Annotated in this window: 11 protein-coding genes, 1 tRNA gene and 1 pseudogene; 6 read left to right on the top strand and 7 right to left on the bottom strand. The window is 70.0% G+C overall.

Features of this window, described 5'->3' with window-relative positions:
• The first annotated feature begins 128 nt into the window (after positions 1 to 128).
• A complete protein-coding gene (locus C4B68_RS24975; RefSeq protein WP_099505279.1) occupies positions 129 to 353 on the top strand; it encodes a hypothetical protein in 225 nt (74 codons plus the stop codon).
• Here the strand turns inward: C4B68_RS24975 and C4B68_RS24980 are convergent.
• Positions 353 to 424 (bottom strand) — tRNA-Cys (locus tag C4B68_RS24980). The two genes, C4B68_RS24975 and C4B68_RS24980, sit on opposite strands and share 1 nt — an antisense overlap.
• 370 nt (positions 425 to 794) lie before the next feature.
• Here C4B68_RS24980 and C4B68_RS24985 point away from each other — a divergent pair.
• The 4 genes and pseudogenes from C4B68_RS24985 to C4B68_RS25010 form a co-directional block, all read left to right on the top strand.
• Positions 795 to 1,217: pseudogene (locus C4B68_RS24985) on the top strand (MFS transporter); the annotation flags it as partial.
• A 250-nt stretch (positions 1,218 to 1,467) separates the two neighbouring features.
• On the top strand, positions 1,468 to 3,318 hold the full coding sequence (locus C4B68_RS24995; protein ID WP_167459160.1) for a DEAD/DEAH box helicase: 1,851 nt from the start codon (positions 1,468 to 1,470) through the stop codon (positions 3,316 to 3,318).
• Between the two features lie 385 nt (positions 3,319 to 3,703).
• Positions 3,704 to 4,345 (top strand): IclR family transcriptional regulator, encoded by a 642-nt coding sequence (locus C4B68_RS25000; RefSeq protein WP_099505281.1) that lies wholly within the window; start codon positions 3,704 to 3,706, stop codon positions 4,343 to 4,345.
• A gap of 332 nt (positions 4,346 to 4,677) precedes the next feature.
• Positions 4,678 to 5,466, top strand: coding sequence for a S16 family serine protease (locus C4B68_RS25010; RefSeq protein ID WP_099505283.1), 789 nt, complete (start codon positions 4,678 to 4,680; stop codon positions 5,464 to 5,466).
• A gap of 185 nt (positions 5,467 to 5,651) precedes the next feature.
• Here C4B68_RS25010 and C4B68_RS25015 read toward each other — a convergent pair whose 3' ends face one another.
• The 5 genes from C4B68_RS25015 to C4B68_RS25035 all read right to left on the bottom strand — a co-directional run bounded on the left by C4B68_RS25015 (position 5,652) and on the right by C4B68_RS25035 (position 10,153).
• Positions 5,652 to 6,596, bottom strand: a complete 945-nt coding sequence (locus C4B68_RS25015; RefSeq protein ID WP_099505284.1) for a glycine betaine ABC transporter substrate-binding protein — start codon at positions 6,594 to 6,596, stop codon at positions 5,652 to 5,654.
• 149 nt (positions 6,597 to 6,745) lie between these two features.
• Positions 6,746 to 7,684, bottom strand: a complete 939-nt coding sequence (locus tag C4B68_RS25020) for an ABC transporter permease (protein WP_099505285.1) — start codon at positions 7,682 to 7,684, stop codon at positions 6,746 to 6,748.
• Positions 7,681 to 8,889 carry a betaine/proline/choline family ABC transporter ATP-binding protein gene (locus C4B68_RS25025; RefSeq protein ID WP_180289360.1) on the bottom strand — a complete coding sequence of 403 codons (1,209 nt, stop codon included), beginning with the start codon at positions 8,887 to 8,889 and terminating at the stop codon, positions 7,681 to 7,683. The genes C4B68_RS25020 and C4B68_RS25025 overlap by 4 nt, the downstream gene beginning before the upstream one ends.
• Before the next feature lie 124 nt (positions 8,890 to 9,013).
• Positions 9,014 to 9,661: an ABC transporter permease gene (locus tag C4B68_RS25030; protein ID WP_099505287.1), complete on the bottom strand. Its 648-nt coding sequence runs from the start codon at positions 9,659 to 9,661 to the stop codon at positions 9,014 to 9,016.
• A 21-nt stretch (positions 9,662 to 9,682) separates the two neighbouring features.
• Complete coding sequence (locus C4B68_RS25035) at positions 9,683 to 10,153, bottom strand: Lrp/AsnC family transcriptional regulator (RefSeq protein ID WP_099505288.1); 471 nt, start codon at positions 10,151 to 10,153, stop codon at positions 9,683 to 9,685.
• Between the two features lie 121 nt (positions 10,154 to 10,274).
• On the opposite strand from C4B68_RS25035, the gene hppD reads away from it, so the two are divergent.
• Positions 10,275 to 11,420 (top strand): 4-hydroxyphenylpyruvate dioxygenase, encoded by a 1,146-nt coding sequence (gene hppD, locus C4B68_RS25040; protein ID WP_099505289.1) that lies wholly within the window; start codon positions 10,275 to 10,277, stop codon positions 11,418 to 11,420.
• Between the two features lie 62 nt (positions 11,421 to 11,482).
• Here the strand turns inward: hppD and C4B68_RS25045 are convergent, their stop codons facing one another.
• Entirely contained in the window at positions 11,483 to 13,033 is a 1,551-nt protein-coding gene (locus tag C4B68_RS25045) for a tetratricopeptide repeat protein (protein ID WP_099505290.1), read from the bottom strand.
• Positions 13,034 to 13,035 lie beyond the last annotated feature (2 nt).

A 13,035-nucleotide genomic window follows, 5' to 3' on the forward strand; every position in this document is an offset into this window, starting at 1 on the left:
CCGGGCTGCCTCGTGGTTACGTCAGCTCAACACGAGTCCGCACCGACCGCATGCCTAGCGCTGGTTCGATGGGGGCCAGTCTCTGAATCCGATCGCACCTGTAGTACAGGCGCCGCTACCGTCCTGGCATGGACGATTCACTCTCGTTCGAGAGTTTCCTCAGGGGCGCCGGGAAGGCCGCGTACAAGGCCATGGAGGACCACGGGCGTGGCGAGTACGACGAGTTCGCCCTTCACGGTGGCGTCACCGTCGAGCGGCTCGCCAAGGCGGCACTGGTCCCGAGACGGACGACCAAAAGGGCGGCCCCCCTTCTGGGGTGCCGCCCCTTCGTTTTGCCTGTTCAAGGCAGTTGAGGCCGTGGCGGGAATCGAACCCGCGTAACTCGCTTTGCAGGCGAGTCCCTAAGCCACTCGGGCACACGGCCAGACTCAGGTGCGGAACGAGGGCACCCGTCGCTGACCTGATGGGTTGACCGTAGGCGCGGGCGACCGGAGGGCTCAAGGGGTGCCGGGGTGCCGCAACGGGACTGCCATACGCCGTTCATGACAGGGGGCGTACGAGCGGAGGGCTCATGAAGAGAGACGTACGAGCAACGGGTTCACGAAGGGGCGTACAACCAAAGGCCGAATCGATCACCGTCCAGGGACAGGAGCCAGAGGCGGTTGTGCCCCTTACGCTGGCGAGCATGACAGCCCTCGAAGCGCGTGCTGCCACGACCGTCCCGGCCGAGGCCGAGAGGGTGTCCTGAGTCGGCCCTGCCAGGCGCTGAGCGTCGGGACCGCGCTCGTGGAGCTGGGTCGTACGTTCAGTCACGGCCCAGGACGGAGCCGTACCGGGAGCGGCTCATGCTCCTCGGGATGGTGATGGTCGCGGCGGCCATCGCCACCGTGCCCGGCGTGCTGATCCACGCCGTGCCCGTGTGGATCGTCGCCGTCGCCTGGGGTTCCGGCTGCTTCGGCATGGGGCTGGTGATCGCCTCCACCAGCGTGCTGCTGCTCCGCCTCTCGGCGCCTAAGGAGGCCGGGGCCAACTCCGCCGCGCTGCAGATCCCCGACGGTCTGTCCAATGTGCTGCTGCTCGCCGTGGGCGGCGCGGCCTTCGCGGCGCTGGGCGGCGGCACGGTCGCCCACGCCGCCACCGCTTCGGCCGGCGGCTCCCACCCCGCCGCCTTCGCGGCCGTGTTTCTGCCGATGGCGGGGGTGGCGTTGGCGGGGGCTGCTGAGAGCTGTGGACGACTACCTGGCCAGGACGGCTCACGAGGCGTTGGTCCGCAAGGCCGCCAAGGAGCAGACCGCCAAGTGGGCCAGGCGATCTCCGAGGCTCTGCGGGGCTTGGCCGAGTAGCCGATGTGAGCTGAGTCCCATCCATGGGTGACCCGGCGGCGTCCGGGCGTTGGCGCATCCGGGGCGCCGGTAGGGTGGCCCGGTTGTCATACGTAGCCGAGCCGCTCAACCCCCCACGGAGACCGTGACTACCGCCCGCCCGTCGCCCGCCACCACCCTCAACGGAGGGCCCTCCGGGCCCGCCCCTACCCTCAGTGCCCCCTCCTCACATCACCTCTCTCCCGCCTTCCCCGGCCGCGCCCCCTGGGGCACCGCCAGCAAGCTGCGTGCCTGGCAGCAGGGGGCGATGGAGAAGTACATCCAGGAGCAGCCGCGCGACTTCCTGGCCGTTGCCACGCCCGGCGCCGGTAAGACGACGTTCGCGCTGACGCTCGCGTCCTGGCTGCTGCACCACCACGTCGTGCAGCAGGTGACCGTGGTCGCGCCGACCGAGCACCTGAAGAAGCAGTGGGCGGAGGCGGCCGCGCGGCTGGGGATCAAGCTGGACCCCGAGTACAGCGCGGGACCGCTCGGCCGGGAGTACCACGGCGTCGCCGTGACGTACGCCGGTGTCGGTGTGCGGCCCATGCTGCACCGCAACCGCGTCGAGCAGCGGAAGACCCTGGTCATTCTCGACGAGATCCATCACGCCGGTGACTCGAAGTCGTGGGGCGAGGCCTGCCTCGAAGCCTTCGAGCCCGCCACCCGGCGGCTCGCACTCACCGGTACGCCCTTCCGGTCCGACACCAATCCCATCCCCTTCGTCACGTACGAGGAGGGGAACGACGGGATCCGGCGGTCCGCCGCGGATTACACGTACGGGTACGGCAGCGCGCTGGGCGACGGTGTCGTGCGGCCCGTCATCTTCCTCTCCTACAGCGGCAACATGCGGTGGCGGACGAAGGCGGGGGACGAGATCGAGGCCCGGCTCGGGGAGCCGATGACCAAGGACGCCGTCTCGCAGGCCTGGCGCACCGCCCTCGACCCGCGCGGCGAGTGGATGCCGAGCGTGCTGCGCGCCGCCGACCAGCGGCTGACCGAGGTACGCAAGGGCATTCCGGACGCCGGTGCCCTCGTCATCGCCTCCGACCAGGACTCGGCCCGCGCCTACGCCAAGCTCATCCGCGAGATCACCGGCACCAAGGCGACCGTCGTCTTGTCCGACGACGCCGGCGCCTCGGACCGTATCGACGAGTTCAGCCACAACGACGACCGTTGGATGGTCGCCGTCCGCATGGTGTCCGAGGGCGTCGACGTGCCCCGGCTCGCGGTCGGGGTGTACGCCACCACCATCTCGACGCCCCTCTTCTTCGCACAGGCCGTCGGGCGCTTCGTGCGGTCCCGGCGGCGCGGCGAGACCGCCTCGGTGTTCCTGCCGACCGTCCCGGATCTCCTCACCTTCGCCAACGAGATGGAGATCGAGCGCGACCACGCCCTCGACAAGCCCAAGAAGGAGGGCGAGGAGGACCCGTACGCCGAGTCCGAGAAGGAGATGGAGGAGGCGAACCGGGAGCAGGACGAGGACACCGGTGAGCAGGAGCAGTTCTCCTTCGAGGCCCTGGAGTCCGAGGCCGTCTTCGACCGCGTCCTTTACGACGGCGCCGAGTTCGGGATGCAGGCCCACCCCGGAAGCGAGGAGGAGCAGGACTACCTCGGGATTCCGGGGCTCCTCGAACCCGAGCAGGTGCAGTTGCTGCTGCAGAAGCGGCAGGCCCGGCAGATCGCGCACAGCCGCAAGAAGCCGGACGAGGAGGCCGACCTGCTGGAGCTGCCGGCCGACCGGCGGCCCGTGGTCACCCACAAGGAACTCCTTGAGCTGAGGAAACAGCTCAACACCATGGTCGGCGCGTACGTCCACCAGAGCGGTAAGCCGCACGGCGTGATCCACACCGAGCTGCGGCGCGTGTGCGGTGGTCCGCCGAGCGCGGAGGCGACGGCGGGGCAGCTGCGGCAGCGGATCGCCAAGGTGCAGGAGTGGGCTACCCGGATGCGGTGACGCTGGGCGCTGGGCCTGTACTGGGTGCTGTGCGCTCCCTGGTTCCCCGCGCGTGTGCGTGTGTGCACACGTGGCACAGGTGACGCACGCCGTGGGGCGAGCGCCGGGCGTACCGGGACAAAGGGGTGGCGGCGAGGGCGAGTTCGTACCAGTCGCTGCCCGGATTCTGGACGGAGACTTCCGCTGAGCGGACCGGCTCGCTACTGTCCCGCTACGCACACGCCCCGTGGCAGCGCCGCCGCGGAGCGCAGCCGTGAAGCGACTCCGCCCGGGAAGACCCCGGGTCGTCAGCCGACCGGCGGCCTCTGAAGCGCGTCGCCGACGGGACTCGGTGGCGTAACCGCCACGAGGGGGCCGTCGACCTCACCACTAAGGAGTGGGCGTCGTGACCGCGGAGACCTCTCAGACGCTCGACCGGGGACTGCGCGTCCTCAAGCTGCTCGCCGACACGGACCACGGGCTGACCGTCACCGAGCTCTCGAACAAGCTCGGTGTCAACCGGACTGTGGTGTACCGGTTGCTCGCCACGTTGGAGCAGCACGCACTCGTACGCCGTGATCTGGGTGGCCGCGCCCGGGTCGGGCTCGGGGTGCTGCGGCTTGGCCGCCAGGTGCATCCGCTCGTACGGGAGGCCGCGCTGCCCGCGTTGCGTGCGCTGGCCGAGGACATAGGGGCAACCGCCCATCTCACGTTGGTCGACGGGGCCGAGGCGCTCGCCGTCGCCGTGGTCGAGCCGACGTGGACGGATTACCACGTCGCCTATCGCGCGGGGTTCCGGCATCCGCTGGACCGGGGGGCCGCGGGGCGCGCGATCCTCGCCGCCCGGCGGGCGCCGGCGGGGGAGCCCGGGTACACGCTCACGCATGGGGAGTTGGAGGCGGGGGCCAGTGGGGCTGCGGCGCCGCTGCTGGGGGTGACGGGGGTTGAGGGCAGCGTGGGGGTTGTCATGCTCGCGGACTCCGTGCCGGAGAGGGTGGGGCGTCGGGTGGTGGATGCGGCTCGGGAGGTTGCGGATGCGTTGCGCTGACGCGGCTGAACCGGGTCCCTGCGGGGGCGTCGGCTGAACCGGGTCCCGGCGTGGGGGCTGGCGTCGGCTGAACCGGGTCCCGGCGTGGGGGCTGGCGTCGGGGTGGGTTTGCTTGCCGGCGCTTGCAGGGTGCCGCTGTGCCCACCCTCCCCCACTCTCGGCTTCGCTCGAGCGGGGGACCCCCATCGCCCCAGCGGCACGATTGCCCACAGCTACGGGCCGCTGTGCCCACAGCTACGCACGCACGCATGCCCGCAGCTACGCGCCGCTGTGCCCACAGCTACGTGTACCTGCACGGTCGTCGAGGCTGGCCGTGACGTTAGATTGATCCCGTGCTCTCTCGTCTCACGCGCCCCAAGGCCGTCGCCGTCTGCGCTGTTCCCGTTGTGGCTCTGCTGGCCACGGCGGTGTTCGCGCCGTTGCCGTTCTCCGTGGCGCAGCCCGGCATGACGGCGAACGTTCTCGGTGAGAACAAGGGTGACCAGGTGATCACGATCACCGGAGCGCCCACGCGGGAGACCAGCGGACAGCTGCGGATGACGACGATCGAGGCCACCGGCCCGGACGCGCGAGTCTCCTTCGGCGATGTGCTCAGCGCCTGGTTCGCCAAGGACCAGGCCGTGCTGCCGCGCGACTCGGTCTACCCGAGCGGGGACACCCTCAAGGAGATCGAGCAGCACAACGAAGCGCAGATGAAGGAGTCCCAGGACACGGCCACCGAGGCGGCGCTCTCGTACCTCGACGAGAAGGACGGCGTGAAGGTGACCCTGAACCTCGCCGACGTCGGCGGGCCCAGCGCCGGGCTGCTCTTCTCGCTCGGCATCGTCGACGAGCTGGACGGCGACGGCAGCGGCGGTGACCTCACGGGGGGCCGCACCATCGCCGGTACGGGGACGATCGACGCCGACGGCAACGTCGGTGCGGTCGGGGGTGTCGCCCTCAAGACCCAGGCCGCCCGTCGCGACGGCGCGACGGTCTTCCTGGTCCCGAAGGCGGAGTGCTCCGACGCGAAGTCGGAACTCCCCCAGGGGCTGCGGCTGATTCCGGTGACCAGCCTGAAGGGGGCCGTGGACGCCCTGGTGTCCCTGGAGAAGGGGAAGGGTTCGGTTCCGAGCTGCTGAGCCGGCCGGTGGAGTCGCCTCGGCAACTCGGTGGTGTTCAGTCGCCGATGTCCAGAGGGTGCTGCCAGCGGAGGCCGGGGAAGAGACCGCGTCATGATGCGCCAGGGTGAATCACTGATGCATGGACTTGACCCCTGCGCTTATTGCCCTACCGCCCCACGCCCTACGCCGTAGAGCCCCACGCCCTACCCCTCCTTGACCAACCCCTCCGCCACCATCCAGTCCAGCGCCACCTGATGCGGATCCTGCCCCTGCACATCCACCTTCGCGTTCAGCTCCTGCGCCACCGTGTTGTTCAGCTTCTTCGTCACGGGGTTGATGACCTCGGCGATCGCCGGATACTTCTTCAGGGCCTCGGAGTTGACCGCGGGCGCCGCGTTGTAGTTGGGGAAGAACTTCTTGTTGTCGGCCATCAGCTCCAGGTTCATCGACTTGATGCGGCCGTCGGTGGTGAACACCTCCCCGTACGTGCAACTGCCCTTCGCCACCTGGGTGTAGATGATCCCGGTGTCCATCTGCGTGATGTTCTTCGCGGGCAGACTCATGCCGTACGCCTTCTCCATGCCCGGCAGTCCGTCCGCCCGGTTGGCGAACTCGTTCTCCACGCACAGCGTGACCGCGCCCGGGTCCGACTTCGACAGCGCCGCCACGTCGGAGAGCGTCTTCGTGCCGTACTTCTTGTAGTTGGCCTGGTTCATGGCGAGGGCGTACGTGTTGTTGAGGGTGGATGGCGGCAGCCAGGTCAGGCCGTTCTTCAGGTCGGCGTCGTGCACCGCCTGCCACTGCTTCTGCGGGTCGGGAATGGGCGTGCTGTTGCCGAGGTACGTGATCCAGGCCGTGCCCGTGTACTCGTAGTTGGCGTCGGCTTGCCCGCTCTTGACGGCCTCGCGCGTGCCGATCGACCCCTGGATGCCGGTGCGGTCGAGCACATGCGCACCGGCCGCCTGGAACGCGATGCCCATGATCGCGCCGAGGATCAGCTGCTCGGTGAACTCCTTGGACGTCACGGTGAGATTGGCGCCCTTGAGCGGCAGACCCTGCCCGATCAAGCCGGGCTTGACGTCGTCCACCATGGGGGAGCCGCTGGTCAACCCGCAGCCGGACCCCACGACGAGCACTCCGGCCAGCATCAGACACGTACGCCTGCCGGCCGCCCTCACACCCGTACCCGTACGCCTGCCGACCGTCCCCATCCCCGGACCCGGACCCGTACCCGTAAGCCTGCCGACCGTCCCCGTCCCCGTCCCCGTCCTCGGACCCGCACCCGTACCCGTACCCCTCACGACTCCACCTCCAACCCCCGTGGCCTCATCAGCAGTTCCGCCAGCGACGCGAGCCAGTCCACCAGCAGCGCCAGCGTCACCGTGAGGACCGAGCCGAGGACCAGGACGGGCATGCGCTGGGTGGTGATGCCGGTGGTGATGAGGACGCCGAGACCGCCTCCGCCGCCGAAGGTGGCGAGGGTCGCCGTGCCCACGTTCAGGACGAGGGCCGTCCGCACACCCGCGAGGATCAGCGGGACGGCCAGCGGGAGTTCGACGCGTCCGAGAATCGCGAGGGGGGACATGCCGATGCCCCGTGCCGCCTCCAGGAGCGTGGGGTCGTTGGCCTTCAGGCCCGCGATCGTGTTGGCGAGGACCGGCAGGATGGCGTAGATGGTGATGCCGATCAGGGCCGACTTCTGGCCGGTGCCGAGCCAGATGACCAGGAGCGCGAGGAGGCCGATCGCGGGGGTGGCCTGCCCCATGTTGGCGATGGTCATCGCGACGGGGGTCAGCTTCCGGAACGCCTTGCGGGTGAGCAGGATGCCCAGCGGGATGGCGATGATCAGCACGAAGAAGGTCGAGATCACGGTCAGTTGGATGTGCTGCCACAGGGCCTTGGACACCCGTCCGCCCGACAGCGCGTTCTCGGAGATCACGTCGAGGTCCGCCTGCTGGAACCACAGCCAGGTGGCCAGCAGAACGGCCACCAGCACGGCGGGCAGGAAGGTCAGCTTCTGCCAGCCGATCCGGGGCTTGAGCGCGACGGCGGCCGGCGGGACCTCGTCCTCGGCCTCGCCCAGGGCCCCGGCCTCGCCCGGGCCCGCGGCCTTCCCCTCACCGGAGCCCACGCTCTCACCGACACCCACGCCCTCACCGGCGCCGTTGTCCCGGAAGGCGAGACCTTTGACCTCGTGCTCGCCCTCGGGCCGCTGATCCTGAGGCGGTGTGCTCACGCCTTCTTCTCCCCTCCGTCGCCTTCCTGCTCGAAGTGGGTCTGCTGGGCCCGCGTCTCCTCCAGCTCATGCTGGTGCTCCATCGCCTCCAGCCGGTCGAGCTCCAGGAGTTCGTGCACGGAGTTCAACAGCGTCTCCATGTCGACGACCCCGATGTACTCGCCGCGCCGCCCGGTGACCGCGACCCGGCCCGTGGCGTCCGTGAGGACCGCCTCCAGCGCGTCCCGCAAGGTCGCGTCCCTGGTCACCGTGTCGTGGACCAGCGTGCCCGCCCGGGCCAGTGAGCCCCTGGCCCGCATGAGGTCGCCGCGGCGCAGCCACTTGTAGGGGCGGCCGCGCCTGTCGAGCAGCAGGATCTCGTTCGTACCGCTGGTGCGGAGCTTGTTGAAGATCTGCTGAAGCGGGTCGTCCAAGGTCACCGTCGGATAGTCGGTGACCTCCACATCCCGTACGCGGCTGAGGTTGAGCCGCTTCAGGGCGGCGCCCGCGCCCACGAACCCCGACACGAAGTCGTCGGCCGGGTTGGTGAGGATCGCCTCCGGCGTGTCGAACTGCGCGATGTGCGAGCGCTCGCGCAGGACCGCGATCCGGTCGCCGAGCTTGATCGCCTCGTCGAAGTCGTGGGTGACGAAGACGATCGTCTTGTGCAGTTCGTGCTGGAGCCGGATCAGCTCGTCCTGGAGGTGGTCCCGGGTGATCGGGTCCACCGCGCCGAAGGGTTCGTCCATGAGCAGGACGGGCGGGTCGGCCGCCAACGCCCTTGCCACGCCCACGCGTTGCTGCTGGCCGCCGGAGAGCTGGCGCGGATAGCGGCCGTGGAACTCGCCCGGATCGAGCCCGACGAGATCGAGCATCTCCTCGACCCGCGATGTGATCCTCGACTTGGACCAGCCGAGCATCTTCGGTACGAGGGCGATGTTCTGGCCGACCGTCATGTGCGGGAAGAGCCCGGACGACTGGATCGCGTACCCGACATGACGGCGCAGCTTCACCGGGTCCATGTCGGTGACGTCCTCGCCGCCGATGCGGATGCGGCCGCCCGTCGGCTCGATCAACCGGTTGATCATCTTCAGGGTCGTGGACTTCCCGCACCCGGACGGGCCCACGAAGGCGACCAGTTCTCCCGCGTTGATCTCCATGTTGACGCTGTCCACGGCGGGCTCCTTGCTGCCCGGATAGCGCTTGGTGAGGTTCTCCAGCTGGATCGTGGCACCCGTCGTGCCGGAAGCCGTCGTGCCGGAAGCCGACGTGCCGGACGCCGTCGTACCGGACGTCGCGCCACCCGTCGTACGGGGCGCGCCGGCACCGGCGCTTCCGGTGGTACCCGCCTCAGACACGAATCCCCCTCGGAATCGTCAACCGCCCGAGGGCGACGTACACGGCGTCGAACAGCAGCGCCAGGACGATGATCCCGAGCGTGCCCGCGAGTACCTGGTTGAGCGCGTTCTTGCTGCCCAGGGAGGCGATGCCGCGGAAGATCTCGTTGCCGAGGCCGGGTCCGGAGGCGTACGCCGCGATCGCCGCGATGCCCATCAGCATCTGGGTGGAGATCCGGATGCCGGTGAGGATCGGCGGCCAGGCCAGCGGCAGCTCGACGCGCACGAGGCACGCGAGGCGGGACATCCCGATACCGCGCGCCGCGTCGACCAGCGAGGGATCGACCCCGCGCAGACCCACGATCGCGTTGCGCACGATCGGCAGCAGCCCGTACAGCGTCAGCGCGGTCACCGTCGGCGGTACGCCCAGGCCCACGATCGGGATCAGCAGACCGATCATGGCGAGCGAGGGGATGGTCAGGATGGTGGAGGTGGTGACCGTGGCGAGGTTGCCGGCCCACTCGCTGCGGTAGGTGACGGCACCGATCAGGACGCCGATGGCCGTCGCGACGACCATGCACTGGAAGACCGCGCTGGCGTGCTGGTAGGCCTCCGCGAGCAGCTGCTGGTGGCGGCCGCTCAGGTACTCCCAGAAGTTCACGCCACCTCACCCCGGTCATCGTCAGTGCTCGGTCGCCGCCTGCTCCACCAACGGGATGATCCGCAGCGGAACGGGATTCTCCATGACGATCGCCGTGGAGGCCCGGACGATTCCATCAAAACCGACAACCCGGTCGATCACCCGTTGGAGATCGGCGTTCGAGCGGGCCACCAGCCGGCACAGCATGTCCCCGGTGCCGGTCGTGGTGAGCAGCTCAAGGACCTCGGGCACGCTCGCCAAGTGGCCCCGTACGTCCGGGCCTTGCCCCTGCCGGATCTGCAGGGTGGCGAAGGCGGTGACGGGATAGCCGAGCGCCGCGGGATCCACCTGCGGCCCGAACCCCCGGATGACTCCGTTCGACTGAAGCCGGTCCAGTCGGGCCTGCACCGTGCCGCGCGCGACCCCGAGCCGCCGGGACATCTCCAGGACGCCGATGCGGGGTTCCTCGGCGAGCAGGACAATGAGTCTGCCGTCCAGATGATCGATCGCCATGGGTCCTCCCAGATGGTCATCCTGTACAGAACGCCCGCCAGTACGCGCGCCCCGCTGATCATATTGACCAGTGAAGAAGCAAACTATTGCGCACCTTGTGGGAGAGAGCGAGGCTGCCGCCATGACGCAGACCACACACCACACCCCCGACACCGCGCGGCAGGCAGACCCCTTCCCGGTCAAGGGAATGGACGCGGTCGTCTTCGCCGTCGGCAACGCCAAGCAGGCCGCGCACTACTACTCCACCGCCTTCGGCATGCGACTCGTGGCCTACTCCGGACCGGAGAACGGCAGCCGCGAGACGGCGTCGTACGTCCTCGAGAACGGCTCGGCGCGCTTCGTCCTCACCTCCGTGATCAAGGCCGCCACCCCCTGGGGCCACTTCCTCGCCGAGCACGTGGCCGCGCACGGCGACGGCGTCGTCGACCTCGCCATCGAGGTCCCGGACGCGCGCCGTGCGTACGCGTACGCCGTCGAGCACGGCGCCCGCTCGCTCGCCGAGCCGTACGAGATCAAGGACGAGTACGGCACGGTCGTCCTCGCGGAGATCGCCACGTACGGCCAGACCCGCCACACGCTCGTCGAGCGCACGGGCTACGAGGGCCCCTACCTCCCCGGCTTCGTGGCCGCCGCCCCGATCGTCGAGCCCCCCGCCCACCGCACCTTCCAGGCCATCGACCACTGCGTGGGCAACGTCGAACTCGGCCACATGAACGAATGGGTCGGCTTCTACAACAAGGTCATGGGCTTCACGAACATGAAGGAGTTCGTGGGCGACGACATCGCGACCGAGTACAGCGCGCTGATGTCGAAGGTCGTCGCCGACGGCACGCTCAAGGTCAAGTTCCCGATCAACGAGCCCGCCGTCGCCAAGAAGAAGTCCCAGATCGACGAGTACCTGGAGTTCTACGGCGGCGCGGGCGTCCAGCACATCGCGCTCAACACGAACGACATCGTCGAGACCGTACGCACCATGCGCGCGGCCGGAGTCCAGTTCCTCGACACCCCGGACTCGTACTACGACACCCTCGGCGAGTGGGTCGGCGACACGCGCGTGCCCGTCGAGACGCTGCGCGAGCTGAAGATCCTCGCCGACCGCGACGAGGACGGCTATCTGCTGCAGATCTTCACCAAGCCGGTCCAGGACCGTCCGACCGTCTTCTTCGAGATCATCGAACGGCACGGCTCGATGGGCTTCGGCAAGGGCAACTTCAAGGCTCTCTTCGAGGCGATCGAACGCGAGCAGGAGAAGCGCGGCAACCTGTAGGCGGCCGAGTCGCCTGTCCGGTCCCGGGGGCCACGGGGGGACGCCCCCAGGACCGGCGGCGGTCAGCGTGGCGCCGAGCTCCTCGGGGCCGGTGCCGGCGCGGGCGTCACGGGCGTCACCACCGGCGCGGGCGTCGTGGGCGTCACCACCGGCGCGGGCGTCGTGGGCGGCGCGGGCGGGGCCTCCTCGGGTGGCTCGCCCAGGACCGACAGCGCCTCGTGGGCCGCGGGGGCGAGCAAGGGCGAGAAGTACGGGTTGATCCGGAGCGCCTCGGTCAGGTGACGGCGGGCCGGTCCGGTGAGCCCCAGGTCGCGTTCGATCTGGCCCCGGTGGTAGACGTACAGCGCACTGCGCACGGTGCCCCCGTGCTCCTTGTCCATGGTCTTCATGGCGAACGTGATCGCTTCCTCGTTGTTCCCGGCCCTGTGCAGCGCCCAGCCCAGCGCGTCCGCGACGGGAATGCCGGGATGCCGCTTCCACTCGGCGCGCAGCCGCTCCACCGCCACCAACGGGTCACCGTGGTCCGCCTCGAGGAGCCCGAGGATCAGCTCGTCGTCCACACCCCTGGCGTTCTCCTGCCGCACCCGCTCCCGCAGCAGGTCGTACTGCGCACGCGCCTCCCCGTCGAGCCCCAGTCGCTGGTACAGCTCGCCCAACTCCAGCGCGTACCGCGGCGCGGGCCGCTTGGCGAGCGCCGTCCGGTACGCGCGCAGCGCCTCCGACGTGCGCCCGAGCGCCGCCAGCGCGCGCCCCTGCCCGGCGCGGGCGCCGTGCTCGTCGGGGTCGGCGCGCAGCGCGGCCTCGAAGTAGCGCAGCGACCGCCGTGCGTCCCCGCGCTCCCACGCCAGGTCACCGGCCTGCTGCAGAAAGACCGCCTGCTCAGTGGGCGTCGCCGCGCCCACCACCGCGTCCGCGATCGAGGCCGCCGCGTCCTCGCGCCAGCCGAGGTTCCAGTAGACGCGCGAGGCGCGTGCCTTCACCGCAGGGCCAGAGCGCAGCTTCTGCAGCTTCTCGAGGGCCTTGCGGGTGGCCTTGTAGTCCCCGAGGCCGGTGTAGGCGTCGATCAGCAGCGGATACGTCGTCCACCGCTCCGGCGCCTCCTTCAGCGCCGTCTCGCCCCATTTCTTCGCCGTCCGGAAGTCGCCCCGCGCGTTGGCCAGCGCCGCCAGGCCGTCGAGCGCCGCCGCGTTCCCCATGGGGTTGCTCCTCAGCGAATTGAGCAGCGCCTTCTCGGCCTTCGGGTAGTACGCGGGCGTCGCGGTCCGCCGCGCCCGCTCCACATACGCGCTGCCGAGCACCGCCCACGCCTGCTCGTCGCGCGGATGGGCCCGCAGATGGGCCTTGCGGTCCGCGATGAGCGCCGCCAGATCGCGCAGCGCGACGGGCGCCCCGGCAGCCACCGCCGTCTTCGCCCGGGCCGGCGAACCCGGCGCGGGCGCCGGCGGCACGGCCTCCCGCGTCGGCAGCAGCACCAGCACACCGCCGAGGACGATCCCGCCCACGACCACGCCGATCAGCGCGCGCTGGGCGACGGGGGAGAGCCGCGGCCGCCGCCCGGAGGGCTCCTGGGGCTGCAGCCCGGTCAGGACCGGCTGTCGCTCTTCTGTCTGCATCC

The organism is Streptomyces dengpaensis, assembly GCF_002946835.1.
Lineage (GTDB): Bacteria > Actinomycetota > Actinomycetes > Streptomycetales > Streptomycetaceae > Streptomyces > Streptomyces dengpaensis.

Excerpts from the sequence above, each read along its gene's own strand:
- C4B68_RS24975 (WP_099505279.1), top strand. The coding sequence starts at position 129 with ATGGACGATTCACTCTCGTTCGAGAGTTTCCTCAGGGGCGCCGGGAAG.
- C4B68_RS25015 (WP_099505284.1), bottom strand. The coding sequence starts at position 6,596 with ATGCTGGCCGGAGTGCTCGTCGTGGGGTCCGGCTGCGGGTTGACCAGC.
- C4B68_RS25035 (WP_099505288.1), bottom strand. The coding sequence starts at position 10,153 with ATGGCGATCGATCATCTGGACGGCAGACTCATTGTCCTGCTCGCCGAG.
- hppD (WP_099505289.1), top strand. The coding sequence starts at position 10,275 with ATGACGCAGACCACACACCACACCCCCGACACCGCGCGGCAGGCAGAC.
- C4B68_RS25045 (WP_099505290.1), bottom strand. The coding sequence starts at position 13,033 with ATGCAGACAGAAGAGCGACAGCCGGTCCTGACCGGGCTGCAGCCCCAG.